Here is a 24,320-nt window from a genome sequence, read left to right on the forward strand (position 1 = left end):
AGATCACGTCGCCAACGGATAAAGATCGCCGCGCCGGTCCTGCCAGGTTTTGACCGAGCCGCCGGCGCGCGCGCGGGCCAGCGCTTCCATATCGAAATCGCCGCACACGACCTGATCGTCGTTCATCTCGCCTTCGGCCAGCACGCCGCCGGGCGGGTAGGGGTAATCGCAGGGCGTGTGGAGCGAGGCGCGGCCGTAATTGGCGCGCATCAGCGGCACGCTGGGCAGCGAACCCGTCGTCATCGACAGTGCCACGTAAATCTGGTTCTCGATCGCGCGCGCCGCCGCGCAAACGCGCACACGGTGATAACCATGCGCATCGTCGGTACAACTCGGCACCAACAGGATGTCGGCGCCGCGCGCGCGGGCTTGGCGCGCAAGTTCGGGGAATTCGATGTCGTAGCAAACCGGCATGGCCGCGCGCGCGAAGCCCAGATCGACGACCTTCAGACCGTCGCCGGGTTTCAGGTTCCAGGGCGTGACTTCGCACGGGGTCAAATGGTTCTTCGCCTGGCGCTCGATCCGCCCGTCGGGGAAGAACAGATGCGCGGTGTTGCGCAAATTATTGCCGTCGGCGATCAGATGCGTGCCGGCGAGCACGGGGATCGCATGGCGCGCGCTCAGCGCCTTGAACAAACCTTCATAGGCTTGTGTCGCCTGCGGCAAACTCTCGATGCCGCCCGCCCCCGGCACGGTCAGCAATTCGAAGCTGAGATACTCGGGCATCACCAGCAGCTTCGCGCCGAATTCGGCGGCGGACGCGACATGCGTTTCGACGCGCCGCGCGAATTCGTCGAACGACGCGACGGACTGGAAGCGATACTGGGACGCGGCGATGCGGATCAACGAACTTCTCCGGCTTGTGTGAGGCCGGAGTGTCGCTGCCCGCTTAGTGCAGCGTCAACAGCGCGGCGTTGGCGCGAATCTCGGCGGGCTTGATCAGGCCGGCGGACGCCACGCGCACCTGATAGAGCTTGCCCTCGATCTCGCGCTCCCAGAAATCGAGGAACTTGCGCAGCACCGGGAATTGCGGCGCGAGGTCGAGGTCCTGCCAGACGTAACTTTGCAACACGGCGGGATGATCGGGCAGGCGGTAAAGGATTTCCGCCGTGGTCAGGCGGTAGTCGGCGAGCTGCTTGGCGAAATCGGTCATTGCGCGAAGCCTCCTTTCCAATCGGCCCCGGACGCGACGCCGGGACGCCCTTATTCTGAAGCAAAGCGCACGCCAAAATTCAACAATTTCAATATGTTAGCAGCGTGTAAAAGCGAGTGCTGCCAATCCCCTTGACGGCGGAATTCGGCTTTCCTATCTGGCTGGCACTCGGGCTTCCCGAGTGCCAATTTCAAGAGGGAGTCACGCTGATGAAGTTCAAACCGCTGCATGACCGCGTCCTGGTCCGTCGGATCGACGAGGAAGCCAAGACCGCGGGCGGCATCATCATCCCCGACACCGCCAAGGAAAAGCCGTCGCAAGGCGAAGTCGTCGCCGTCGGCCCCGGTGCGCGCAACGAGCGGGGCGAACTGGTCGCGCCGACCGTGAAGGCGGGTGAGCGCGTGCTGTTCGGCAAGTGGTCGGGCACCGAAGTGAAGATCGACGGCGAAGAGCTGTTGATCATGAAGGAGTCGGACATTCTCGGCATTCTCGAAGGCGTCGCGACGGCGCCCGCGAAGAAGGCCGCCTAAGCGAAGGAAGAGGATCGAAACATGGCTGCCAAAGACGTCAAGTTTTCCGGCGACGCGCGCGCGCGTATGCTGCGCGGCGTGGACATCCTGGCCGATGCGGTCAAGGTGACGTTGGGCCCGAAGGGCCGCAACGTCGTGATCGATAAGTCGTTCGGGGCGCCTCGCATCACCAAGGACGGCGTGTCGGTCGCCAAGGAAATCGAACTGGCCGATAAGTTCGAGAACATGGGCGCGCAGATGGTGCGCGAAGTGGCGTCGAAGACCAACGACGCGGCGGGCGACGGCACGACGACCGCGACCGTGCTGGCGCAAGCGATCGTGCGCGAAGGGGCGAAGTCGGTCGCGGCCGGCATGAACCCGATGGATCTGAAGCGCGGCATCGACTTGGCCGTCGAGCGCGTCGTGGAAGACCTCAAGAAGCGCACCAAAAAGATCACGACCGACGCCGAAGTCGCCCAGGTCGGCACGATTTCCGCCAACGGCGAGCGCGACATCGGCGAGATGATCGCCAAGGCGATGCAGAAGGTCGGCAAGGAAGGCGTCATCACGGTCGAGGAGGCCAAGAGCCTCGAGACCGAGCTCGACGTCGTCGAAGGCATGCAGTTCGACCGTGGCTATCTGTCGCCCTATTTCGTGACGAACGCCGACAAGATGACGGTCGAACTCGACGATCCGTACATTTTGATCCACGAGAAGAAGCTGACCGGCTTGCAGCCGCTGCTGCCCGTGCTCGAAGCCGTGGTGCAGACCGGCAAGCCCTTGCTGATCATCGCCGAGGAAGTCGAAGGCGAGGCTTTGGCGACGCTGGTCGTCAACAAGCTGCGCGGCGGCTTGAAGATCGCGGCCGTCAAGGCGCCGGGCTTCGGCGATCGCCGCAAGGCGATGCTGGAGGATATCGCCATCCTCACCGCCGGCCAGGTGATCTCGGAAGATCTCGGCATCAAGCTCGAGAACGTCACCCTCGACATGCTGGGCCGCGCGAAGAAGGTCCGCATCGACAAGGACAACACGACGGTCATCGACGGCACGGGCAAGAAGAAGGACATCGAAGCGCGCGTTGGGCAGATCAAGGCGCAGATCGAGGAAACCACCTCGGACTACGACCGCGAGAAGCTGCAAGAGCGTCTGGCGAAGCTCGCCGGCGGTGTGGCCGTCATCCGTGTGGGCGGTGCGACCGAGGTCGAGGTCAAGGAACGCAAGGATCGCGTCGACGACGCGATGCACGCGACCAAGGCCGCGGTCGAGGAAGGCATCCTGCCCGGCGGCGGCATGGGCTTGCTCTACGCGATCCGTGCGCTCGACGGCCTGAAGGGCGCCAATAGCGACCAGCAGGTCGGTATCGAGATCGTGCGCAAAGCGCTGCAAGCGCCGACGCGCCAGATCGCCGAAAACGCCGGTGCCGATGGCGCTTTGATCGTCGGCAAGCTGCTGGAAGGCAAGTCGGCCACCCAGGGCTTCAACGCCCAGACGGGCGAATATGTCGACATGATCAAGGAAGGGATCATCGACCCGACCAAGGTCGTGCGTCTCGCCCTGCAAGACGCGTCGTCGGTCGCGGGTCTGCTGATCACGACCGAAGCGATGATCGCCGAAGCGCCGAAGCCCGAAAAGGCCCCGGCGATGCCGGCGGGCGGCATGGGCGACTACTAAGCCCAACCGCGCAACCCTAACGCTATGGCATGCGGAACCCCCGGGGGCGACCCCGGGGGTTTTTCGTTGCGGGCGGCGCGGCGGCGAAATAGGGTCCGCCGCCATGCAACCCGTTTTCGACGTCGTCCTGCCGGTTTTCGGCATCATCTTCGCCGGCTATATGTCCGGCCGCGTGCGCCTGTTGGGTGCCGACTCGTCGGAGGCGTTGAACAAATTCTGCTACTGGTTCGCGCTGCCGCCCGTGCTGTTCATGGGCCCGGCCCGCGTGCCCTTGGCGCAGGTTTTCGACCTGCCTTATATCGGCACTTTCGTCGGCGGCTTCGCGATCTCGTGGCTCGTCGGCCTCGCCGGGTTGATGATCTTCTTCCGTGCGGGCACGGCGCAAACCGCGTTGGCCTTGCTCGCCGCGACCTTCGCCAATGTCGGCTATATGGGCATTCCGCTGTTCCTGGCGGCGTTCGGCCCGGCGAATTCGTTGCCCGCGATTCTCGGCACGTCGATCTATTCGCTCACCCTCGTCGCGGCGACGGTGGTGCTGGTCGAAAGCGGTTTGGCGGGGCAGGGCGGGGCGCGCCATGCGCTGGTCAACGTCGCCAAAGGTCTCGCCAAAAGCCCGCTGGTCGTCTCGCCTTTGCTGGGCCTCGCGTGGAACCTGACCGGCATTCCGCTGCCCAAGCCCGTCGTGAATTTCGGCGAATTGCTGGGGGCGGCGGCAGGTCCCTGCGCGCTGTTCGCGATCGGGCTGTTCCTGTCGGGGCGTTCGCTCGGCACGCTGGCGGGCGGGCGCAAATCGGCCGAAGTCGGCTGGCTCGTTTTCGTGAAGCTGATCGTGCAGCCGCTGGTCACATGGTGGCTCGCCGGCTTGTTCGGCCTCGACCCGTTCCTGACGGCCGCCGCCGTGATCCTCGCCTCGCTGCCGAGTGCTGCGCTTTGCTTCGTGCTGGCGCAGCAATACAAGCTTTATGTCGAGCGCGCCTCGGCCGCGATCCTCGTCTCGACCGTGCTGTCGGTCGTGACGATCTCGTTCCTTATGATTCGCTTCGGCTCGGTGAAGCTGCCGCATTGAAGAAGCCGCGCGTCGCGGCGATGGCGTCGGCGAGCCCCACGCGCTCCACCGTCGTGCCCGGCGGGAAAGCGCCCGCCAGCCGCGACGGGAAGCGCCCATCGAGCAGCACGAACACGCCCGAATCGTCGGCCTTGCGCACGAGCCGCCCGAACGCCTGACGCAAACGCAGGCGCACGATGCGGTCGTCGTAAGCGCTTTTGCCGAAGGCCGCGCGGCGCGCCTTGTGCAGAATATCGGGGCGCGGCCAGGGGACGCGATCGAACACGATCAAGCGCAGCGCGCGCCCGGGCACGTCCACGCCGTCGCGCACGGCATCGGTGCCAAGCAGACAGGAATCTTCCTCGGCGCGGAAAATATCGACCAACGTCGACACGTCCAAGCGATCGACATGCTGGGCGTAAAGCGGCAAGCCCGCATTCTCGATCGCCTTGCCGATGCGGTTATGCACCGCTTTCAACCGCCCGATCGCGGTGAACAGGCCCAGCGCTCCGCCGCCCGACGCCAGGAAAAGCTCCCGATAGGCCGAGGCGACGCGATCGGGCTCGTCGCGACCCAGATCGTTGACGACCAGTACACGCGTGCGCGACGCGTAGTCGAAGGGCGAGGGCATCTGCGCACGCACATAATCGGGCATGTGGCGGGCACCCGTGCGCTCGGCCGCCGCTGCCCAATCCTTGTCGACGTCGCCGGTCGCGTCGGTCAGCGTTGCGGACGTGATCAGCGCGCCATGGGCGGGGCGCAAAACGGTCGCGGCGAAGGGCACGGTCGGATCGATCCAGCGCCGGTTGAGGCCGACATCGGTATCGCGTCCGTCGATACGGTCGAGCGAGATCCAATCGACGAATTCGGGCGGCGTTTCGCTCGACAGGGATTTCAGCATCGCGCGCCAGCCGGCAAGCTCGTTGTTGGCGCGGCGTGCCAAACCGCGCGCCACCGCTTCGATGCGCGCGCGCGTGGCGGTGTCGAGTTCGGCGGCTTCGTCGTCGAGCTTCTCGACGAGGCGCTTGGCCAGCGCCACCAACGGCTCGGCGATGCGCGCGAGCGACGCGTCGAGTTTGTCCGCCGCTTCGATCAGACCAGGGATCGCCGGGCGCGGATCGGTTTCCAGCGAATAACCGTCATCCTCGCCTTCGCTGCGCGCGATGGTTTGTTTGCGCAATAGCGCCAGGAACGCTTCGGTCGTGCCGATCGTCTCGCCCGACAAGCGCGCGAGCCAGCCTTCGCCGGGCAGGCTGCGCGCGGCGGCGATCGCGTGTTCGATCATCGCTTCGGCGCGCTCGTCGCCGGCGACCAGATCGTTGGCGCGCGCCTTCAATCCACGCGCGCGTTGGCGCCCGCCTTCCGCGCCGACGATCCAGCGGCGAAGTTCGCTCGTCTCCAAACCCGACAAGGCCGAACCGAACGCCGAATCCGCCGCTTCGAAAACATGGTGGCCTTCGTCGAACACGTAGCGCAAAGGCTGGCGCGCATCGGTGGCGCCCGCCGTTTGGTCGGCGGTCGCGGCCCCCAACGCCGCCTGGATCATCACCAGCGCATGATTGGCGATGACGATCTCCGCGCGGCGCGCGCGGCGCACGCTCTTTTCGATCGGGCAGCGCGAATAATGCGCGCAGGCGGCGTAGACGCATTCGCCGCGCCGGTCGGCGAGACCGCGCGTGCGCACCTTGCCGACCAGATCGGGCAGCCAGGCGGGAAAATCGCCGCCGACCATGTCGCCGTCGCGGCTGGCCGCCGCCCAGCGCGCCATCAACCCGAGGGGCACGGCATCCGACGGGCGCGTGATCACGCCGCGCACCGCTTCTTCCATGTTCAGCAGGCACAGATAGTTTTCGCGGCCTTTGCGCAGCACGACCTTGTTGCGCTTCTCGGCCGGCTCCTCGAACAGCCGATCGAGTTCGCGGTCGATCTGGTGCTGGAGATTCTTGGTGTAGGTCGAAACCCACACAGCACCATTGTTCTTCTCGGCCCACAGCGTCGCGGGGGCGAGATAGCCGAGCGTCTTGCCCACACCCGTGCCCGCTTCGGCGACGACAAGGCGCGTATGCTCGGGATCGTCCTTGGGCAGGAACGCAGCACTGGCTGCCGACGCATAATCGGCTTGCTCGGGCCGCGCTTCGCTGCCGTCGCCCAGCATATCGGCCAAGCGGCGGCGCGCTTCGCCGGGATCGACCGCGTCGTTGCCGGGGGCCGATTCGGGCGCTTGCTCTTCCCATTCGTCGAGACGGCGCCACACTTCCAGGCCTTGCAGCGAGCGATCCTTCTCGAACGCGGTCGGATCGTCGCCCAATGCCGCGAGGACCGACGGCGCCCAGCGCCAGCCGCCGCGCGCCATCGCGCGTGCGACCGCCAGGATGTCGGGGTTGCGCGCGGTCAACGGTTCGGCGAGTTCGGCGAGCAAGGCGGCGACCGCTTCGCGCACGGCCTGCGCTTCGGCGGCCAAGGCATGCGGCACCGTGATCCCCATCGCCTGCGCCAAGCCGCGCGGTGTCGGCACGCAAAATTTCGCGGGGCGCACGAAGGCGTAGAGTTCCAGCGCGTCGATGGAAGCGATCCGGTCGAGGCCCAGGCGTTTGCTTTGGGCCGGCGCGTGGACCAGCAGCGGTGCTTCGGCCAAGGCGCGCGACGCGGCCTCGCGCAAGGACAATTCCTCGATCTCGCCGTCGGCGGTCAGCCAGGCGGCGCGTGCCACGCCGGCCACCAGGATCGGGGCGTCGGGCAGCCGTACCGCACCGCTGGCGCGGCGGTTGAAAGCGACGATCGAGGGCGGCGAATCGGGCATTTCCGGCACTATAGGCGTTCGGCGGCGTTGACGCACCGCGTGCCAACACCTAGTTTCGCGACCCCATGACCGAAACCACCCAAATGCCGATTTCCCGCGAGGACGCGCTCAAAGGGCGCGCCTGGCCTTTCGAAGAAGCGCGCAAGCTGATCGCCCGCCTGGGCGGCAAAGCGCCGGAAAAAGGCTATGTGCTGTTCGAAACCGGCTACGGCCCCTCGGGCTTGCCGCATATCGGCACGTTCGGCGAGGTCGCGCGCACCACGATGGTGCGCAAGGCGTTCGAATTGATGACCGGGTTGCCGACGCGCCTATTTGCGTTCTCGGATGACATGGACGGTCTGCGCAAAGTGCCGGACAACATCCCGAACCCGGATCTGCTCCGCCCGCATTTGGGCAAGCCGCTGACGCAAGTGCCCGACCCGTTCGGCACGGCGCCGTCTTTCGGCCAGCACAACAACGCGAAGCTGCGCTCGTTCCTCGATTCCTTCGGCTTCGAATACGAATTCGTCTCGGCGACCGATCGTTACAAGGCGGGCGCGTTCGACGAAACGCTGCTGAAGGTCTTGCGCGCCTATGACGAGATCATGGCGATCATGCTGCCCACTTTGGGCGAGGAACGCCGCGCGACCTATTCGCCGTTCTTGCCCGTGTCGCCCAAGTCGGGCCGCGTGCTGCAAACGCCGATCCTGGAGCGCAAGGCGTCGAGCGTCGTCTTCCGCGACGAGGATGGCGAGTTGGTCGAAGCGCCGGTCACGGGCGGCGCTTGCAAGCTGCAATGGAAGGTCGACTGGGCGATGCGCTGGGCCGCACTTGGCGTCGACTACGAAATGTCCGGCAAGGATCTGATCGATTCGGTCAAGCAATCGTCGAAGATCGTGCGCGCCATCGGCGGCAAGCCGCCCGAAGGTTTCAACTACGAACTCTTCCTCGACGAAAACGGCGAGAAGATCTCGAAGTCGCGCGGCAACGGTCTGACGATCGAGGAATGGCTGACCTACGGCCCGCCGGAAAGCCTGTCGCTGTTCATGTTCCAGCAGCCCAAGGCCGCCAAGCGCCTGCATTTCGACGTGATCCCGCGCCACGTGGACGATTACCTGTCCTTCGTCGAGCGATATCCCACGCAGAATTTGCAGCAGCGAATGGACAATCCGGTCTTCCATATTCATGGCGGCAATCCGCCCGCCCCGGAAGCCAACGCGCTGCCGTTCAACATTCTGCTGAACCTCGCCTCGGTCGCGAATACCGAGGACAAGTCGGTGCTGTGGGGCTTCATCTCGCGCTACGCGCCGCAAGCCAATCCGCAGGCGAATCCGATGCTCGATCGCTTGGTCGGCCACGCGATCGCGTATTTCCGCGACAAGGTGAAGCCGACGCGCGTTTATCGCGCGCCGACGGAAGCCGAACGCAAAGCGCTCGCCGATCTCGACGCGATGCTGGCGGGCTTGCCCGCGGGCGCCGATGCGACGGCGATCCAGAACCACATCTACGAAATCGGCAAGCGGCCGGATTTCGCGGATCTCAAAGCGTGGTTCCAGTGCCTTTACGAAACGCTGTTGGGATCGAGCCAAGGCCCGCGTATGGGCTCGTTCGTGGCGCTTTACGGCGTGCCCGAAACGCGCGCGTTGATCGCCAAGGCGCTGTCGGGCGAACTCTCCCGCTAACTACTGGCTCGCCCAAACGATGCGATGGATGAAGGCGACACCGCCGGCATCCATCGTTTCGATTGTATTGTCGCCGACCAACCGCAACACTTCCACATGGCGCGGCAAGCGGCGCACGAATTCGCGCGCGACCAAGCGGCCGACGATGCTGCGCAGGATGACGCGGTCGCCGCGCCGTGCGGGCGCGTGCGGGCTGACGATCAGCACATTGCCGTCGCGATAGAGCGGCTCCAGCGAATCCCCGTTGACGATCAACGCGTAGGCGTCGTCGTCGAACAGATCGGGGAAGGCGAGTTCGTCCCACGCCGCCCCGGTGGGTTTGCCCGCGTTATCGAACGCGTCGCGCAATTGCGCGTCGGAAATCGACAGCGACGGCAGTTTTTTGCGCGCCCCGATTCCGCCCGCCGACGGCACGACGCCGGCTTGCGCCAGAAAATCCAACGGGTTGGTCCCCGTGGTGTCGAAGATTCGCGCCAAGGATTCGAGCGAGGGGAAGCGCAAACGCCCGTCCGGGCCGATGCGCTTGGAGCGATTGAACGCGCTGGGGTCGAGGCCCGCGCGCTTCGCGAGCCCCGACAGCGTGAAGTTATGGTCGCGCGCGACCTTGTCGATCGCCGACCAGATATCCGCATGACGCAACATGATTGTGAAATCTTCGCATGGCGGCCCCGCGAAGGCGACGGGAAAATAATCCTATCTCGGAAAAAATAGGAAAATATTCCTATTTAAAAATCCGTTGAGCGCGGTTGTCGCGAATCGTTATTCCTGGGGCGTCGAATTGATCCGCAACCCCTAGGAAACCGCATCATGGGTCTCGCCTTCGCCGACACGCCGACCGCCGAATTCGTCCTGATCCGCCCCGGATCAGAAGCGCTGGTCGTGTTCCGCGACCAGACCGAGATCGCATGGTTGCGCTGGCTGAAACGCGGCTTCCGCCATTGCGCGGTGGTGGTGCGGATCGGCGGCGAGTGGGTGATGATCGATTCGCTCTCGCATTCGATTTGTGTCGGTAAATTCGGGGACGAACCGATGTCGCGTCTCGCCTGGCGCTATCGCCAGGCCGGGCACATCGTGATCGAAACCGTGGTCGGCGAAGGCAAGGCGCGCATCGCACCGCCGCTGCCCTTCACGTGCGTCGAGGCGGTCAAGCGCGTGCTGGGTATCCAAAGCTGGTTCGTGCTCACGCCCCATCAACTCTACCGCCATCTGCGCGCTGCCAAGCGCCTTCGCCGACCCGAAATCGGCGGCGAAACCCACCCCGTCGCCGTCGAAGCGGCGTGAGAACAAATATCGATCATATTCGTAACCGCTGCACGAAAAGGAAATCAGGAGATCGCCATGGGTTCCGTGTTTTCTTCCGCCCCGTCCGCACCCCCGCCGCCGCCGCCCCCGCCGCCGTTGCCCGACCCCGAGGTCGAGCGCCGCGAAGCGCGCATCAAAGCGATGCTGCGCCGCCGGCGCGGCCGCCAAGGTTTGCTCGCGACGGGCGAACGCGGCGTGCTGACCGCCTCGGTCCTGCCCGATCAGACGCAGACGAAGCTAGGGGCGTGACCGTCATGGATTCCGCTCCCGAACAGGCCCAGGCGATTCTGCGCCGCTATCGCCGCGCCAAGCAGGCACGGGGCCCGTGGGAATCGATCTGGCAGGATTGCTACGATTTCGCCTTGCCGCAGCGTTCGGCCCTGGCGCCGTCCGTCGCACCCGATCGCCGCGCCGATCGTCTTTTCGACGGCACCGCGCCCGACGCGGCCGACCAGCTCGCGGCGTCGTTGATGTCGCAGCTTGTGCCGCCTTGGACGCGCTGGTTCGGTTTGCAGCCGGGCAGCGACGTGCCCGAAGAAGTGCACGCCCAAGTCGGCGAGGTGCTGGAGAAGACCGCCGCGATTCTGCAAACGCATTTCGATCGCTCGAATTTCGCGGTCGAGGCGCATCAATGCTTCCTCGATCTGATCGTCGCGGGCACCGCGGCGCTGCAGTTCGAAGAAGCCACACCGGGCGCCGACAGCGCCTTCCGTTTCACCGCTGTACCCCTGGCGCAGATCAGCGTGGAGGAGGGCGGCGACGGCTTGCCCGACACGGTGTTCCGCACCAGCGAGGTAACGGCCACGCGCTTGCGCGCCCGCTTCCCGCGCGCCGAATTGCCCGAAAGCATTCTGCGCGAGGCGGAAGAGCATACGAGCGAAGGTGTCGAAAAGCGCCACACGCTGGTCGAAGCGGCATTGCCCGAAGCGTCGGGCGTGCGCTACGCGGCCGTGCTCGAAACCGGGGCGGGGGCGCAAACACCCACGCTGCTCGCCGAAGGCCGCTTCGCGCAATCGCCGTTCCTGGTGTTCCGCTGGCTGAAGGCGCCGGGCGAATCCTATGGCCGTTCGCCGGTGATGAAGGCGCTGCCCGACATCAAGACCGCCAACAAGGTCGTCGAGCTTGTGCTGAAAAACGCGTCGATCGCGGTCACGGGCATCTGGCAGGCCGACGATGACGGCGTGCTGAATCCGGCGAACATCAAGCTTCAGCCCGGAACGATCATCCCGAAGGCGGTGGGCTCGGCGGGTTTGACGCCGCTCGAAGCGCCGGGCCGCTTCGACGTGTCGAATCTCGTGCTCTCCGATCTGCGCGCACGCATCCGCCACGCGATGCTGGCCGACAAGCTCGGCGCCATCGAAGGGCCGAAGATGACGGCGACGGAAGTGCTCGAACGCTCGGCCGAAATGGCGCGCGTGCTCGGCGCGACCTATGGCCGCTTGCAGTCGGAACTGCTCACGCCGCTCGTCGCGCGCTCGATCGGCATTCTGCGCCGGCGCGGCGAAGTGCCGCCGATCGTGATCGACGGCCGCGTGGTGGAGCTTCGCTACAAATCCCCGCTCGCGCGCGTGCAGGCCGAAAGCGACGTGCGCAACGCGCTGCTGTGGATTCAGCAAACCGCGATGCTCGGCCCCGAAGGCCAGGCGACGGTCGATAGCGCCGCCGCCGCGCGCTGGATCGCGCGCGCGATGAACGTGCCCGCCGATCTGGTGAAGCCCGTTCAGGCTTTGCCTGACCCCGCGATGCTCGCCGCCGCGTTGGGGCTTGGCCCCCAAGCCGCTCCCGTTCCGCAACTTCCGAACTGATCCTCGAAAGGAAACGCCATGACCACCGAAACCGCTTCGCCTGCCACGCCCGAGCCCATCTCGCTATTGCCGAATCCCGCAGCCCCCGGCGGCCGTCCGGAATCGTTGCCCGAGAAATTCTGGGACAACGACAAGGGCGCCATCCGCACCGACGATCTCGCCAAGGCCTATACCGAGCTCGAGCGGCGCATGTCGGGTTCCGTGCCCGGTCCCGGCAGCGCGGAGTGGGATTCCACTTTGCGCCGCGCGCTGGAGATTCCCGAAACGCCGGACGGCTACAAGATCGAGATGAAGGACGATCTGTTGTCGGTCGACCCGGCGGTCAATGCGCGCTTGCATCAGGCGGGTTTCTCGCCGCGCCAGGCGCAGCTTGTCTACGACCTCGCGGTCGAGCGCATTGTGCCGCTCGCGGCCCAACTCGCCGCCGATGCGCGCCATGAGCAGACGATGGAACGCCTGGCCGAGGAATTCGGCGGCGCCGAAAAATGGAACGCGCTCTCGGGCCAGATCGCCGCGTGGGGCCAGCGCAATCTCTCGCCGGTCGTGTACGCGGCACTCGCCGCGTCGCCCGACGGGATCCGCGCCATGCGCCGCTTGATGGAGTCGGGCGAGCCGCCTTTGGGCGCGCCCGGCGGATCGCCCACACCGGCCAGCGAAGGCGATCTGCGCGAGATGATGAAGGACAAGCGCTATTGGCGCGATCGCGATCCCGCCTTCATCCGCGCGGTCACCGAGGGCTATCGCCGCCTTTACGACGGCAAGGCCTGACGACATTCGGCGACACCGCCCGCCCGTGATGCCCGCTTGCGACGCGGGATGAACGGATAACGGATCGGCACCCGAAGAACGCGCCGGGACAACCGTCGCACCCGGAAAGGCGCAAATGCCGGTCGCACGGCCAAGCCTTTCCGGGACGGACGGCCCCGGCGCCGAACCCAACCCGCCGGAAGCGTCGCGCGCATCCGGTCAACCTCTACGCCAGGAGACCACCTAAAGATGCCTAATATCGAAACAGCCTTCGTCAAAAACTACGAAGGCGAAGTCCACACCGCCTATCAGCGGCTGGGCTCCAAGCTGCGCAATACCGTGCGGTCGAAGAAGCAGATCGAGGGCGCTTCGACCGTGTTCCAGAAGATGGGCAAGGGGGCCGCGTCCACCAAGGCGCGTCATGCCCAGGTCCCGGTGATGAATGTCGACCATTCCACGGTCGAAGTGTTCCTCAAGGACTACTACGCCGGCGAATGGCTCGACGCGCTCGACGAGATCAAGGTCGGCAGCGACGAACGCCAAGCGGTGATCAACTCGGGCGCCTACGCGCTGGGCCGCAAGACCGACGAGCTGATCATCGAAGCGCTGGGCGTGTCGAGCAACTACGCGGGCGACAACTCCACGGGCCTCACCAAGGCCAAGGTGCTGACCGCCTTCGAGATGCTGGGGGCGGTCGACGTGCCCGACGACGGCGAGCGCTACGCCGTGGTCGGCTGGGGCCAGTGGAGCGATCTGCTCGACATCGAGGAGTTCGCCAACGCCGATTACGTCGGGTCGGAAGATCTGCCGTGGAACGGCACGCAGGCCAAGCGCTGGCTCGGCACGCTGTGGATGCCGCATTCGGGCCTGACCAAAACGGCCGGCGTGCGCTTCTGCCACTGGTACCACAAATCGGCGATCGGCCACGCGTCCGGCAAGGACGTGACGACCGACATCACCTGGCACGGCGACCGCGCCAGCTTCTTCATCTCGAACATGATGAGCCAGGGTGCCGGCATCATCGACGCCGAAGGCGTCGTCACCCTGCGTTGCGCCGAGTAACGGAAAGGAGACGCACATGGCTTTCGTCCAGAAAAACCTCAGCGTGCTCGCCTACGCGAACGGCTTCACGCTTTGGCACTACACCACGCCCGACACGGCCGCGACGGTCGACACGACCGGCTATTTCAACGCGGCCGCGGACATGCTGCGCCCCGGCGACATGCTGCTCGCCAACACCTCGACCGGGGGCACCACGGTCAACGGGATCTTCGCGGTCGCGTCGAACGCGAGCGGAATTGTCGATACCGCCGATATGACGCGGTTCGATTCCGCCGACACCGACTGACGCTTGTAACCGCGAAGGGAAGGCGCGCCGGTTCCAACCTCCCTGGAACCGGCGCGCCGGACCCGCCGACAGGAGATTCCAAAATGGCCCTCACGCCCATCGCGCTGTGTTCCCGCGCGCTCATCAAACTCGGTGCAAGGCCGATCGCATCCTTCGTCGAAGGCACGGTCGAAGCCCAGGTCGCGGCAGCACTCTATCCGTCCGTGCGCGACGCGCTGATCTCCGCGCATCCGTGGAGCTTCGCGACCGCGCAGGCGACCTTGCCGCGCTTGGCCGCCGCGCCCGTCGCCGATCTGCGCTACGCGCATCAACTGCCCGTCGATTTCCTGCGCGCACTCTCCGTCGGTTCGGGTGCCCGCGGGCGCGGGGCGGAATATCGCATCGTCGAATCGACGCTGCAGAGCGATCTCGACGAGGTCGTGCTCTCCTACATCTTCCGGCCCGACGAAAGCGGCTTTCCGCCGTTCTTCGATTCCGCGTTGATCGCGTCGCTGGCGGCGGAATTCTGCCTGCCGATCACCGAAAGCACGTCGCGCTCGGAGCTTCTCTACAAGCTCGCCGACGGCGAGTTCCGCCGCGCGCGTTTGATCGACGCGCAGCAGGACACGCCCGGCCGCGTCGAGGACTTCACGCTGGTGGAGGCGCGCCGATGAGCCTCGCTCGCACGGTCAAAACTTCGTTCGCGTCGGGCGAGATCGGCGACGCGATGCTGGGGCGCGTGGACTTACGCGCCTACGAAAATGGTGCACGCGCCTTGCGCAACGTGTTCGTGCAGCCCACGGGTGGGGTGCGCCGCCGGCCGGGTCTCGCCTATGTCGGCGCTTTGCTGGGCAAGACGCGTCTCGTGCCGTTCGAGTTCAACACCGAACAGGCCTATCTGCTCGCTTTCGGCGATCTTTCCATGCGCGTCTACAAGGACGGCGCGTTGCAAGCGACGATCGCGACACCGTGGTCGGCGGCGCAACTCGCCCAGCTCGCCTGGACGCAAAGTGCGGACACGCTGCTGGTCGTCCATCCGGAAGTGCCCCCGCGCAAAATCACGCGCCAGTCGCATGCGAGCTGGAGCGTCGAAGCGTGGAGCTATTTCGAGGACAAGGGCGCCATCCATCAGCCCTTCCATAAATTCGCCGGCGACGCGGTGACGCTCGCCCCCAGCGCCACCTCCGGCACGGTCACGCTGACCGCGTCGGCCGCGGTGTTCGACGCGGCGCATATCGGCACGCGGATCCGCATCGCGCAGAAACAGGCGATCGTCACGGCGGTCGCGTCCGCCACCTCGGCGACCGCGACGGTGCCCGCCGGCCAAGGCTTCGCGGATACGAGCGCCAACAAGGATTGGGAGGAGCAGGCCTTCTCCGCCCTTCGCGGCTGGCCGACCAGTGTCACCTTCCATCAGGACCGCTTGGTGATCGGCGGCTCGCGCGATCTGCCCAATCGTTTGTGGCTGTCGAAATCGGGCGATCTGTTCAATTTCGATCTCGGCTCGGCGCTGGACGACGAGGCGATCGAGTTCGCGCTGCTGTCCGATCAGGTCAACGCGATCCGCGCCGTGTTCTCCGGCCGGCATTTGCAGGTGCTGACCTCAGGTGCCGAATGGATGGTCACCGGCGATCCGCTCACACCCGAGAACGTCCAGCTCAATCGCCAGACGCGCATCGGCGCGCCAATCGATCGCTACATAAGGCCGCGCGACGTGGACGGCGCCACGCTATTCGTCGGACGCGGCGGCAAGGATCTGCGTGAGTTTTTGTTCGCGGAGGCCGAGCAGGCCTATCAATCCACGGATCTCGCTTTGCTCGCGCCGCATCTGGTGCGCGCCCCCGTCGATCTCGATTACGACCCGGACGACCGGCTCGTCCATCTCGTCAATGCCGACGGTACGCTCGCGACCGTCACCGTCTATCGCGCCGAACAGGTCACCGCCTGGTCGTTACAGACGACCGACGGCGCGTTCCGCTCGATCGCGGTCGTGACCGGCGAATGTTATTTCGCGATCGAGCGCGACGGCGTGTGGAGCGTCGAGCGTTTCGACAAGGCGAGTGCCACCGATGCGTGCGTGCGCGGCGCGTCCATCGCGGGCGATCCGCCGCGCTTGGAAGGGCTCGGCCATCTCGATGGCAAAACCGTCGACGTGGTGATCGATGGTTTGCCGCTGGGCCAGCGAATCGTCGCTGCGGGCGGCGTCGATCTGCCCGACGAAGCCGATCTCGCCGAGGCGGGATTGCCCTTCGTCGCGACGATCGAGCCGTTACCGCCGGGCGGACCCGCCGGCACGCCGCGCTCCGTGCGCTTGATCGAAGCCTCGTTCCGCCTGCTCGACACGGCGCAGATGCGTGTCGATACGGGCTCGGGCTTCGTCGACGTGCCGTTCCGCGGCTTCGGCGGCGCGAACGCCTTCGACTCCGCGCCGCAACTTTTCACCGGCGAGAAACGCTTTCGTGCGCTGGGCTGGAAGCGCGCGGGCGTCGAGCCGCTGTGGCGGGTCGAATTGCCGGCCCCGCTGCCTTTCCAGCTTCTTTCCGTAACCCAAGAGATGAAGGTGAACGACTGATGGGTGCCGCAACCGCCGTAACGCCCTGGCTCGCGGGCGCATCGCTAGGCCTCGGGGCCGTCCAAACCGTCGCCGGTATGGCGCAGGCGAATTCCGCCGCGAAAGCGCAAGCCGACGCGACGCGCGCGCAGGCCGAACAGCAGCGCCAATTGCTGGAACGCCAATACGAAACCGAATCGCGCCGGCGCAACGACATGCTCGAACGCGCCCAGGCGCGTGCGCGGGCGTCGTTCGGATCGCGCGGCCTGTCGCCGACCGACGGTTCGGCGGGCGTCTTGCTCGATTCGATCGAAACGCAGGCGGGCACCGAAGCCGCCGATGCGCGCGCGCTATTCGATTGGCGCATGTCCGGCCTCGATGCCGGCCTTGCCGCGTCGTTGCAGCGGATCGATTCGCGCCAACCCGACCTTCTGTCCGGCGCGCACCGCACGCTCGGCCAAGTCAACCAGCTCCTGCGCTGGGGCAAGGAAATGAGCCTCACCTGAAAGGAAACACGATGACCACGCATGTGCAGATCGGCGCGGAAAGCCCGCGCAAGGACTACATCGCTTCGGGCGCGCAGACCGTGTTCGGTTTCGACTTCGCGGTGTTCGAACCCGAAGACGTCGAGGTGCGGATCGACGGCGCCGTCGCGGCCGCCGGCTTCACGACGACCGTCAATGCCGATGGGCGCGGCAATGTCGTGTTCGCTTCGGCGCCCGCGTCGGACGCGCGCGTCACGTTGTTGCGACGCCTCACCATCCGCCGCCAATCCGATTTCCAGGAAGGCGGCGAGTTGCGCGCCAAAACGCTGAACGACGAGCTCGATTTCCAGACCGCGTCGATCCAGCAGGTCGGCTACGAGATCGGCCGCGCGTTGCGCCAGGACGATTCCGATCCCGCCGGAATCGATATGCGTTTGCCGCCCAAAGCGACGCGCGCGGGCCAACTGCTCGGCTTCGACGCGAACGGCAAGCCCGTGGCGCTGGCGGCACCCGAAACCGCGCTCGAACTACCGATCGCACTGGCCCAGGGCGGGACGGGCGGCGTCGATGCGGCGAGCGCGCGCGCCAATCTGGGGCTGGGCGCCGCCGCGTTGCTCGACGCGGTGCAAGCCTTCACGCGCGCGCAACGTTACGCGCCCGTGGCGTTGACCGACGGCGCGTCGATCGCCTGGGATCTCGACACGGCGCCGATGGCGCGCGTGACGCTCGCCGGCAATCGCACGATGGCGGCACCTTCGCATCAACGCGACGGCGGCATGTACGCCTTGACGGCAATTCAAGACAGCACCGGCGGACGCAGCCTCGCCTGGAACGCCGCTTACGAGTTCGGCGCGGAGGGCGTGCCGTCACTGCCGGCGGGGGCGGGCAAGATCGCGATCTTCGTATTCCTGTCTGACGGCGCGGCGATGCGCTGCGTCGGAAGGTGGAGCAACTGAGATGGTGCCGATCCTTCCCTTCGGCGCGGGCGGCGTCTTCACGATCGCGCGATCCTTGCGCACGCGCGGCTCGGCCAATGCCGGGCTCTACCGTGCCGTCGCGACGACGACCAACCGCCGGACCTACACGCTATCGCGCTGGTTCAAGCTCGGCACGCTCGATCAGGGCTTCGCACTCTGGCAGGGTTATATCAACGCGTCGAACTGGACGAGTTTCATTGTTCACGCGTCCAGCCGCCAATTCTCCTTCGCGCAGGCAGATGGCGGCGTGGGCAACTGGTCGGTGATCTCCACCGCCGCATTCCGCGACCCCGGCGCCTGGTATCACGTCGTTATCCAGGTCGATACGACCGACGCGACCGCGACCAATCGCGTGCGCGCCTGGGTGAACGGCGTCGCGGTCCCGCTATCGGTGTCGGGTGCGGGATTCCCGTCCTTGAACAAGGACACGCATATCAATGTCAGCGGTGCGCAGCAGGGCTTCGGGTATGAGCCGACCAACTATCTGCTGCCGACCGACGGACATCACGCCGAGTTGCATTTCGTCGATGGAACGCTCGTCGCCCCGACGGCTTTCGGAAAGACCGATCCGGCGACCGGCGCGTGGGTGCCGATCCGCTACGAAGGCGGCTATGGCGGCGCCAACGGCGCGTTCCACGATTTCCGCGACGCGACGAGTGCCGCGACGCTCGGGCACGATCAATCCGGCAAAGGCAATCATCTGACGCCGTCGGGCATCAGCGTGACGACCGGCGTGACCTACGATCCGTCGGCCGATACGCCGACCGCCAATTGGGCGACGCTCAATCCGTTGCGCCGTTCGCAGAACATCGTCGCCACGATTTCCGCCGGGAACGCGCGCGCGAAATCGCCGAACGGAAGCTACTACGCGCGAGCCATCGCGACCCAGGGATTCGAGGACGACGGGACGGGGCGCTATTGCGAATTCACGCTGACGACCGCGCATCTGGGCGTCGAGGCGTTCGGCGTCACAACCGCGACCGCCTACGTCAACGATGCGAACATCGCGGGGACCGATGCGGGCGAATGGGCCGCGCAAGGCAACGGCGCGACGACGAACATCCGCAACAACAACGTCAACGCCTTCACCGGCTTGGCGCTGTGGGGCGCCGGCGGCGTCGCGATGATCGCTTACCGCGCCGGCAAATTGTGGCTGGGCTTGAACGGCGTCTGGTTCAACGCCGGCGATCCGGCGGCGGATACCGGTGCGGTCTATAGCGGCCTCGCCGGGCCGCTCTTCCCGTTCTGCGCGATCGGTTCGACGACGCCCGTCATCGACGCGAATTTCGGCCAGCGCGATTTCGTCCACGTGCCGCCGGCGGGATTTCTCCGGCTTAACGCGCGCATGTCGATCGATCCGGCGATCAAGATCCCCGCCGCCCACTTCAAAGCCGTGACGGATACCGGTGCGGGGATCGGCGCCGCGTCGCTCGGATCGTTTCCCAATCTGCTCGTCGCGATCAAGGACCGCGCCAACGCGAATAATTGGCAGGTCATGGACAGCGTGCGCGGCGCGAACGGATCGAACGTGCTGCAGTTCAACACGACGGCGGCCAACGGCAGCTACTCGACGCCCGTCGGAAATTCCGTCGGCTACGCGTTCAACGCGGGAACGGCGCCCGCCGCCAACACGCAAGGCACGCTTCCCTCGACCGTCTGCGCCAATCCGACCGCGGGTTTCAGCGTCGTCGGCTGGACGGGGACCGGCACGGCGGGCCAGACCGTCGGGCACGGTTTGGGGGCGGCCCCCAAGATGATCATCGTCAAGAAAGTCACCGCGGCGCAGTTCTGGTACGTCGCGCATGTCGGGATCGCCGGAACCAATTTCGGCTACCACATGTTCCTCAACTCGGCGGGCGCGATATCGGGCATGAACGACCCGTATTATATCGGCGGACCGACTTCGGCGACGTTTTCCCTCGAAGCGGGCAACGCCAACGACGGCGGCAATCAATCGGGTGTGCAATACGTCGCCTATTGCTGGACCGAGATTCCCGGCTTCTCGCGCATCGGCTCGTATGCCGGCAACGGCGCCGCCGACGGGCCGTTCGTGTGGTGCGGCTTCCGGCCGCGCCTCGTGATGCTGAAAGCGGTGACCGTCGGCACGAGCTGGGTCGTCTACGACGCCGCGCGCAACGCGTTCAACGTCGTCAACGGCGCGCTCTACCCGAATCTGACCGCCGTCGAGGATACGGCCGCCGGCGATATCGACATCTTGGCCAACGGATTCAAGATGCGTGAAGGCGGCGGCGTTTCCACCAACAACAGCGGGGAAACCTACCTCTTCCTGGCGCTCGCCGAGACCCCCTTCAAATACGCCAACGCCCGATAAGGAGAATCGACATGCGCTTCCAACTTCCCGATGGCCGGATCGTCGCGCTCGATCAGGAATTCGCCCAGGACGGCGTCAACTATCCCGCCGATTGGCTGCGCCGCGCCGCGCCCGAGGATCGCGCCGCTTTGGGCCTGACGGAATTGCCGCCCGAGCCGATCTTCGACGAACGCCGCTATTTCGCACCGGATGCCGAACGCCCGCTCGCGGCGATCAAGGCGACGCGCTTCGCGGAGCTCGCGTCGCTCCGCTTCGGATACGAAACCGCCGGCGTTTCGGGTCTGCGCAGCGATCGCGAAAGCCAGGCACTGCTGACCGGGGCGGCACTGGCCGCCACGCTCGACCCCGAATACACGGTCGATTGGAAAGGCGAGGGCGGCTGGACGACGCTCGACGCCACGCAATTGCTGGCGGCGGCGCAAACCGTGCGCGGCCATGTGCAGGCGTGCTTCTCCAACGAGCGCGTTCTGGCCGCGGCGATCGATGCGGCCGAGGACGCCGACGCGGTGTTCGCCATCGATCTGGGCCAAGGCTGGCCTTCGTCGAACTGACGCGCCCTCCATGGTCGAACCCAAAACGCGGCGCAAGGCGACCGCGAAGGCGAAACCGCGTCCGCGCGCCAAGAAGGCGGCGCCGGCGATCGTTGTACGGCCCGTGGCCCCCGGCTTCGTCGCCTTCGTCGATGCGTGGAACGCGTTGCAGAACCAATCGACGCCTTCGCTCCATGGCCGCATCGCCGCGTGGCTGGAGGGCAGCCGCGTGGAAAAGCGCGATCGGCTGGTGCTGCTCGCCTTCCGCTCCAGCGGCAAATCGACCCTGGTCGGCTTGTTCTGCGCCTGGCTGTTCGCGTGCGATCCCGATCTGCGCGTGCTGGTGCTGGCGGCGACGCATGCGCTCGCCCGCAAGATGGTGCGCAACGTCAAACGCATTGTCGAACGGCACCCGGCTTGCGTCGGCCTCAAGCCCGTGAAGACCGAGCAATGGGCAGCCGATCAATTCATCGTCGCACGACAGGCGGAACTGCGCGATCCGTCGATGGTCGCCAAGGGCATGCTCGGCAACGTCACCGGCAGCCGCGCCGACATCGTCATTTGCGACGACGTCGAAGTGCCCAACAATTGCGACACGGCGGCGAAGCGCGAGGACCTCCGCGAACGCCTGCACGAGATCGAATACGTGATCGTGCCCGGCGGTTTGCAGCTTTATATCGGCATGCCGCATGCGCATGAATCGATCTATGCCGAAGAATCCGGCGGCGAAGACGAAACGCCCGTCTTCCTCGAAGGCTTCGCGCGGCTGCGCATTCCGCTGCTGGACGCCGAAGGCCGCAGCGCCTGGCCCGAACGATTCGACGAAGCCAAGATTTCGGCGATCCGCAAGCGCACGGGCCCGCGCAAATTCCAGGCGCAGATGATGCTGGAGCCGTTGCCCGAAAACGGCGGGCGGCTCGATCTCGATCGCATGGTCCCGTATGAAGCGGCGTTGGTCTATTCCGAAGCCAACCGTATCCCGACGCTCACACTCGACGGCAAGCGCTTGGTCTCGGCGAGCTGCTGGTGGGATCCGTCTTTCGGCAAACCCACAGGCGATCGTTCGGTCGTCGCGGTCGTTTTCGTCGACGAGACGGGCGGCTATTGGCTGCACGAGATCGCCTATTTGGCCCCGCCCAAAGCCGGGGCGAAGGATACGGACGAGGCAGCACATTATTGCCGCCAAGTCGCCGAATTCGCCCGGCGCAATCACGTGCAGCGTTTGCATGTCGAGCAGAACGGGATCGGCGCGTTTTTGCCGGGCTTGCTGCGCAAGGCGATGGCGGAAGCGGAAGTGGCCTGCGCAGTCACGCCCGTGCATACGCGCCGTTCCAAAGACGCGCGCATCCTCGACGCGTTCGATGCGCGCCTCGCCGCGCGGGCGTTGCGCGCCCATCGTTCGGTCTGGGCCTCGCCCTTCGCGGTCGAGATGCGCGAATGGCGGCCGGGCGGGGGCGGGCGCGACGACGGGCTCGACGCCGTCGCGGGCTGCCTGCTGTCCGAGCCCGTGCGCTTCGGCCCGCCGGAAAGCACCGCCAAACGCAAGGATTGGCGTCCCGGTGCCGCGGGCCACGCCGCCAAAACCGAATTCGAACCATAGAGAAGGAGTGCGCGCGATGTCCGCGATGGAATTCCCGCCCGACATGTTGTTGGGCGCCGCGACCAACACTTCGGCCTTGGGCGCGATGGTGTGGCTCGTTTGGCGCCATCGGCGCGACGCCGAACAGGCGATCGACGCCGCGCGCCGCGTGGCGGCGGCGGAAGCGCGCGAATTGCGCGAAGCGCTCGCCGATTTCAAATTGCAGGTCGCGCGCGGCTATGCGTCGATCGGTTATTTGAAGGATGTCGAGAACCGCCTGACGCGCCATTTACTGCGCATCGAGGCGAAGCTCGACGGGGAACGGCCATGATCCCCGCGCTGTTGTTGCAAGCGGGCGTGCCGCTGCTCGCGCGTTGGCTCGGCCAAGCCTTGGGCGGGATCGAGCATCCGGCCGCGAAGGCGGCGTCGAAAGCCTTGGGCGAGGTCGGCGAGGCGATCGCCGCCGAGCGCATCGATCCCGAACAGCTCGCGGCCGCGCAGTGCCATCTCGAGGAGATGGCGAAGATCGACGGCGAGAATTATCGCGCGACCTTGGCCGAAGTGAACGCGACCGCGCGTGTCGAAGCGCAGAGCGACGATCCTTACGTGCGCCGGATGCGCCCGACCTTCGGCTACGTCATGGCGATCACGTGGGCGGCACAGATGGCGGCCATCGCTTGGGCGATCGTCGCCACGCCGAAGGACGCGGCGCAGATCGTCGAAGCGCTGGGGGCGCTGTCGCTGATGTGGTCGGTCGGGCTCTCGGTGCTCGGCGTCTATGTCTACAAGCGCTCCGCCGACAAGGCGCTCGCCGCCGGCGCAACGCCGCCCGAAGCCGCGATCGCCACCATCGCCAAAATTCTCAAACCCCGGAAAGGATAGACCATGCCGAACTACACGCTGGCGCAGCTGCGCGCGATGCAGGCCGAACGCCGCTATTGGGACAAGCGCGACCCGGCGAACGCCGATTTCGTCGCGCAAGTCGATCAGGGCTATCGCGATCTGTTCGACGAACCGGCGGCGCTGGTGCCCACGCCCGAGCAGGAGGAACAGTCGCGCCGTCTCGAAGAAGACCTGCGCCGCCGCATGGCACGATCCGAATATTGGAATCCGCGCCATGCGGATTACCAACGCCTGCACGACGATGTCGCGCAAGGTTACGCGAAGCTCTATCCGGCGGCGGCACCGGCCTCACCGATGGCCGAGCCCGAGCAGACACCGCCGCCCGAACCGGTGAACCTGCTGGAGCTGACGCGACGGATGTTGCCCGTAGGTTCAAGCTCTAGAATGAATCTGCAAGAAGTGAAGCCAAGTTCGGAAAGCAATCTGGTCCTCTCAACAAGTGGATCCCAAATTGCTCTATCGCCATTTTGGCAGAAACCTCCAGCACCTGAACCAACGGTTCCGGAGCGTAGCCCTGTTCCCATGCCGCCAAAGATAATTCACCCCGACATTTCGGCGCCGCCCAATAGCGATCCGAATTTGATCTATTCACCGCTCCAAGTCGATCCTTCTCAAATTGAGAAACTGTGGAAATTTTTGGATGATCCGGAGTGGGGATATCAGAAGTTCCTCGAAGAGTGGGGCAACAAGAAATGGAAGGATCCTGTCACCGGGGAGGAGCGCCCATTCACCGAGAAAGAGCTTAGGGACAGTTTCGAGCGGGATCAGGACAAAACAAAAGAGTTTCTTTGGGACTACTATCACCGACGAGATTCTGTTTTTCCTGAGGACAAGGAACGCGCATTTCCGCCTGGTGTCGAGGAGCCCAACGAATGGTTCGAACGGGAAGATAAAGAGTTTGAAGGGCGCTTTGGTTGAACCGGCTAGATAAATTCATTGCAGT

24 protein-coding genes are annotated in these 24,320 nt (G+C 65.7%); 20 read left to right on the forward strand and 4 right to left on the reverse strand.

Annotation, left to right across the window (positions count from 1 at the left end):
* Window positions 1–3: 3 nt before the first annotated feature.
* A complete protein-coding gene (locus J0H39_20600) occupies window positions 4–846 on the reverse strand; it encodes a carbon-nitrogen hydrolase family protein (GenBank protein ID MBN9499161.1) in 843 nt (280 codons plus the stop codon).
* 43 nt (window positions 847–889) lie between these two features.
* Window positions 890–1,153, reverse strand: coding sequence for an usg protein (locus J0H39_20605; GenBank protein ID MBN9499162.1), 264 nt, complete (start codon window positions 1,151–1,153; stop codon window positions 890–892).
* 209 nt (window positions 1,154–1,362) lie between these two features.
* Here J0H39_20605 and groES point away from each other — a divergent pair, with 209 nt between their 5' ends.
* The 3 genes from groES (at window position 1,363) to J0H39_20620 (ending at window position 4,399) form a co-directional block, all read left to right on the forward strand.
* Window positions 1,363–1,683 (forward strand): co-chaperone GroES, encoded by a 321-nt coding sequence (gene groES, locus J0H39_20610; protein MBN9499163.1) that lies wholly within the window; start codon window positions 1,363–1,365, stop codon window positions 1,681–1,683.
* Between the two features lie 21 nt (window positions 1,684–1,704).
* A complete protein-coding gene (gene groL / locus J0H39_20615) occupies window positions 1,705–3,333 on the forward strand; it encodes a chaperonin GroEL (protein MBN9499164.1) in 1,629 nt (542 codons plus the stop codon).
* A 103-nt stretch (window positions 3,334–3,436) separates the two neighbouring features.
* The gene (locus J0H39_20620; GenBank protein ID MBN9499165.1) at window positions 3,437–4,399 is read left to right on the forward strand and encodes an AEC family transporter; all 963 of its coding nucleotides are present in this window, start codon (window positions 3,437–3,439) and stop codon (window positions 4,397–4,399) included.
* Here the strand turns inward: J0H39_20620 and J0H39_20625 are convergent.
* Window positions 4,362–7,178, reverse strand: a complete 2,817-nt coding sequence (locus J0H39_20625; protein ID MBN9499166.1) for an ATP-dependent DNA helicase — start codon at window positions 7,176–7,178, stop codon at window positions 4,362–4,364. The two genes, J0H39_20620 and J0H39_20625, sit on opposite strands and share 38 nt — an antisense overlap.
* Before the next feature lie 83 nt (window positions 7,179–7,261).
* Here J0H39_20625 and J0H39_20630 point away from each other — a divergent pair, with 83 nt between their 5' ends.
* Window positions 7,262–8,839, forward strand: coding sequence for a lysine--tRNA ligase (locus tag J0H39_20630; protein ID MBN9499167.1), 1,578 nt, complete (start codon window positions 7,262–7,264; stop codon window positions 8,837–8,839).
* Here the strand turns inward: J0H39_20630 and J0H39_20635 are convergent, their stop codons facing one another.
* A complete protein-coding gene (locus J0H39_20635) occupies window positions 8,840–9,481 on the reverse strand; it encodes a helix-turn-helix transcriptional regulator (protein ID MBN9499168.1) in 642 nt (213 codons plus the stop codon).
* Between the two features lie 165 nt (window positions 9,482–9,646).
* Here J0H39_20635 and J0H39_20640 point away from each other — a divergent pair, with 165 nt between their 5' ends.
* From J0H39_20640 to J0H39_20715, 16 genes are all read left to right on the forward strand, one after another.
* Window positions 9,647–10,120: a hypothetical protein gene (locus J0H39_20640; protein MBN9499169.1), complete on the forward strand. Its 474-nt coding sequence runs from the start codon at window positions 9,647–9,649 to the stop codon at window positions 10,118–10,120.
* Between the two features lie 57 nt (window positions 10,121–10,177).
* A complete protein-coding gene (locus tag J0H39_20645) occupies window positions 10,178–10,390 on the forward strand; it encodes a hypothetical protein (GenBank protein ID MBN9499170.1) in 213 nt (70 codons plus the stop codon).
* A 5-nt stretch (window positions 10,391–10,395) separates the two neighbouring features.
* Window positions 10,396–11,946 (forward strand): head-tail connector protein, encoded by a 1,551-nt coding sequence (locus tag J0H39_20650; GenBank protein MBN9499171.1) that lies wholly within the window; start codon window positions 10,396–10,398, stop codon window positions 11,944–11,946.
* Window positions 11,947–11,964: 18 nt separating this feature from the next.
* A complete protein-coding gene (locus J0H39_20655; GenBank protein ID MBN9499172.1) occupies window positions 11,965–12,714 on the forward strand; it encodes a hypothetical protein in 750 nt (249 codons plus the stop codon).
* Window positions 12,715–12,942: 228 nt separating this feature from the next.
* Window positions 12,943–13,755, forward strand: a complete 813-nt coding sequence (locus J0H39_20660; protein ID MBN9499173.1) for a hypothetical protein — start codon at window positions 12,943–12,945, stop codon at window positions 13,753–13,755.
* Window positions 13,756–13,771: 16 nt separating this feature from the next.
* Window positions 13,772–14,041: a hypothetical protein gene (locus tag J0H39_20665; GenBank protein MBN9499174.1), complete on the forward strand. Its 270-nt coding sequence runs from the start codon at window positions 13,772–13,774 to the stop codon at window positions 14,039–14,041.
* Between the two features lie 83 nt (window positions 14,042–14,124).
* Window positions 14,125–14,694: a hypothetical protein gene (locus J0H39_20670; protein MBN9499175.1), complete on the forward strand. Its 570-nt coding sequence runs from the start codon at window positions 14,125–14,127 to the stop codon at window positions 14,692–14,694.
* Window positions 14,691–16,592: a hypothetical protein gene (locus J0H39_20675; protein MBN9499176.1), complete on the forward strand. Its 1,902-nt coding sequence runs from the start codon at window positions 14,691–14,693 to the stop codon at window positions 16,590–16,592. Before J0H39_20670 ends, J0H39_20675 begins: the two co-directional genes overlap by 4 nt.
* Window positions 16,592–17,077: a hypothetical protein gene (locus tag J0H39_20680; GenBank protein MBN9499177.1), complete on the forward strand. Its 486-nt coding sequence runs from the start codon at window positions 16,592–16,594 to the stop codon at window positions 17,075–17,077. The genes J0H39_20675 and J0H39_20680 overlap by 1 nt, the downstream gene beginning before the upstream one ends.
* Window positions 17,078–17,088: 11 nt before the next feature.
* The gene (locus tag J0H39_20685) at window positions 17,089–18,012 is read left to right on the forward strand and encodes a hypothetical protein (GenBank protein ID MBN9499178.1); all 924 of its coding nucleotides are present in this window, start codon (window positions 17,089–17,091) and stop codon (window positions 18,010–18,012) included.
* A gap of 1 nt (window position 18,013) precedes the next feature.
* On the forward strand, window positions 18,014–20,365 hold the full coding sequence (locus J0H39_20690; protein MBN9499179.1) for a hypothetical protein: 2,352 nt from the start codon (window positions 18,014–18,016) through the stop codon (window positions 20,363–20,365).
* An 11-nt stretch (window positions 20,366–20,376) separates the two neighbouring features.
* Entirely contained in the window at window positions 20,377–20,916 is a 540-nt protein-coding gene (locus tag J0H39_20695) for a DUF4376 domain-containing protein (GenBank protein ID MBN9499180.1), read from the forward strand.
* A 10-nt stretch (window positions 20,917–20,926) separates the two neighbouring features.
* Complete coding sequence (terL, locus tag J0H39_20700) at window positions 20,927–22,495, forward strand: phage terminase large subunit (GenBank protein MBN9499181.1); 1,569 nt, start codon at window positions 20,927–20,929, stop codon at window positions 22,493–22,495.
* Window positions 22,496–22,520: 25 nt separating this feature from the next.
* On the forward strand, window positions 22,521–22,805 hold the full coding sequence (locus J0H39_20705; GenBank protein MBN9499182.1) for a hypothetical protein: 285 nt from the start codon (window positions 22,521–22,523) through the stop codon (window positions 22,803–22,805).
* A complete protein-coding gene (locus tag J0H39_20710) occupies window positions 22,802–23,356 on the forward strand; it encodes a ribokinase (protein MBN9499183.1) in 555 nt (184 codons plus the stop codon). Before J0H39_20705 ends, J0H39_20710 begins: the two co-directional genes overlap by 4 nt.
* A 3-nt stretch (window positions 23,357–23,359) precedes the next feature.
* On the forward strand, window positions 23,360–24,295 hold the full coding sequence (locus J0H39_20715) for a hypothetical protein (GenBank protein ID MBN9499184.1): 936 nt from the start codon (window positions 23,360–23,362) through the stop codon (window positions 24,293–24,295).
* Window positions 24,296–24,320 lie beyond the last annotated feature (25 nt).

It is taken from the genome of Alphaproteobacteria bacterium, assembly GCA_017308135.1.
Lineage (GTDB): Bacteria > Pseudomonadota > Alphaproteobacteria > CACIAM-22H2 > CACIAM-22H2 > Tagaea.

What these genes read in the sequence shown, in the direction of transcription:
- J0H39_20650 (MBN9499171.1), top strand. Translation starts at nt 10,396, where the DNA reads ATGGATTCCGCTCCCGAACAGGCCCAGGCGATTCTGCGCCGCTATCGC.
- J0H39_20710 (MBN9499183.1), top strand. Translation starts at nt 22,802, where the DNA reads ATGATCCCCGCGCTGTTGTTGCAAGCGGGCGTGCCGCTGCTCGCGCGT.
- J0H39_20625 (MBN9499166.1), bottom strand. Translation starts at nt 7,178, where the DNA reads ATGCCCGATTCGCCGCCCTCGATCGTCGCTTTCAACCGCCGCGCCAGC.
- J0H39_20705 (MBN9499182.1), top strand. Translation starts at nt 22,521, where the DNA reads ATGGAATTCCCGCCCGACATGTTGTTGGGCGCCGCGACCAACACTTCG.
- J0H39_20670 (MBN9499175.1), top strand. Translation starts at nt 14,125, where the DNA reads ATGGCCCTCACGCCCATCGCGCTGTGTTCCCGCGCGCTCATCAAACTC.
- groL (MBN9499164.1), top strand. Translation starts at nt 1,705, where the DNA reads ATGGCTGCCAAAGACGTCAAGTTTTCCGGCGACGCGCGCGCGCGTATG.
- J0H39_20690 (MBN9499179.1), top strand. Translation starts at nt 18,014, where the DNA reads ATGGTGCCGATCCTTCCCTTCGGCGCGGGCGGCGTCTTCACGATCGCG.
- J0H39_20660 (MBN9499173.1), top strand. Translation starts at nt 12,943, where the DNA reads ATGCCTAATATCGAAACAGCCTTCGTCAAAAACTACGAAGGCGAAGTC.
- J0H39_20715 (MBN9499184.1), top strand. Translation starts at nt 23,360, where the DNA reads ATGCCGAACTACACGCTGGCGCAGCTGCGCGCGATGCAGGCCGAACGC.
- J0H39_20680 (MBN9499177.1), top strand. Translation starts at nt 16,592, where the DNA reads ATGGGTGCCGCAACCGCCGTAACGCCCTGGCTCGCGGGCGCATCGCTA.
- J0H39_20640 (MBN9499169.1), top strand. Translation starts at nt 9,647, where the DNA reads ATGGGTCTCGCCTTCGCCGACACGCCGACCGCCGAATTCGTCCTGATC.
- J0H39_20675 (MBN9499176.1), top strand. Translation starts at nt 14,691, where the DNA reads ATGAGCCTCGCTCGCACGGTCAAAACTTCGTTCGCGTCGGGCGAGATC.
- J0H39_20620 (MBN9499165.1), top strand. Translation starts at nt 3,437, where the DNA reads ATGCAACCCGTTTTCGACGTCGTCCTGCCGGTTTTCGGCATCATCTTC.
- terL (MBN9499181.1), top strand. Translation starts at nt 20,927, where the DNA reads ATGGTCGAACCCAAAACGCGGCGCAAGGCGACCGCGAAGGCGAAACCG.
- groES (MBN9499163.1), top strand. Translation starts at nt 1,363, where the DNA reads ATGAAGTTCAAACCGCTGCATGACCGCGTCCTGGTCCGTCGGATCGAC.
- J0H39_20645 (MBN9499170.1), top strand. Translation starts at nt 10,178, where the DNA reads ATGGGTTCCGTGTTTTCTTCCGCCCCGTCCGCACCCCCGCCGCCGCCG.
- J0H39_20685 (MBN9499178.1), top strand. Translation starts at nt 17,089, where the DNA reads ATGACCACGCATGTGCAGATCGGCGCGGAAAGCCCGCGCAAGGACTAC.
- J0H39_20655 (MBN9499172.1), top strand. Translation starts at nt 11,965, where the DNA reads ATGACCACCGAAACCGCTTCGCCTGCCACGCCCGAGCCCATCTCGCTA.
- J0H39_20635 (MBN9499168.1), bottom strand. Translation starts at nt 9,481, where the DNA reads ATGTTGCGTCATGCGGATATCTGGTCGGCGATCGACAAGGTCGCGCGC.
- J0H39_20665 (MBN9499174.1), top strand. Translation starts at nt 13,772, where the DNA reads ATGGCTTTCGTCCAGAAAAACCTCAGCGTGCTCGCCTACGCGAACGGC.
- J0H39_20630 (MBN9499167.1), top strand. Translation starts at nt 7,262, where the DNA reads ATGCCGATTTCCCGCGAGGACGCGCTCAAAGGGCGCGCCTGGCCTTTC.
- J0H39_20605 (MBN9499162.1), bottom strand. Translation starts at nt 1,153, where the DNA reads ATGACCGATTTCGCCAAGCAGCTCGCCGACTACCGCCTGACCACGGCG.
- J0H39_20695 (MBN9499180.1), top strand. Translation starts at nt 20,377, where the DNA reads ATGCGCTTCCAACTTCCCGATGGCCGGATCGTCGCGCTCGATCAGGAA.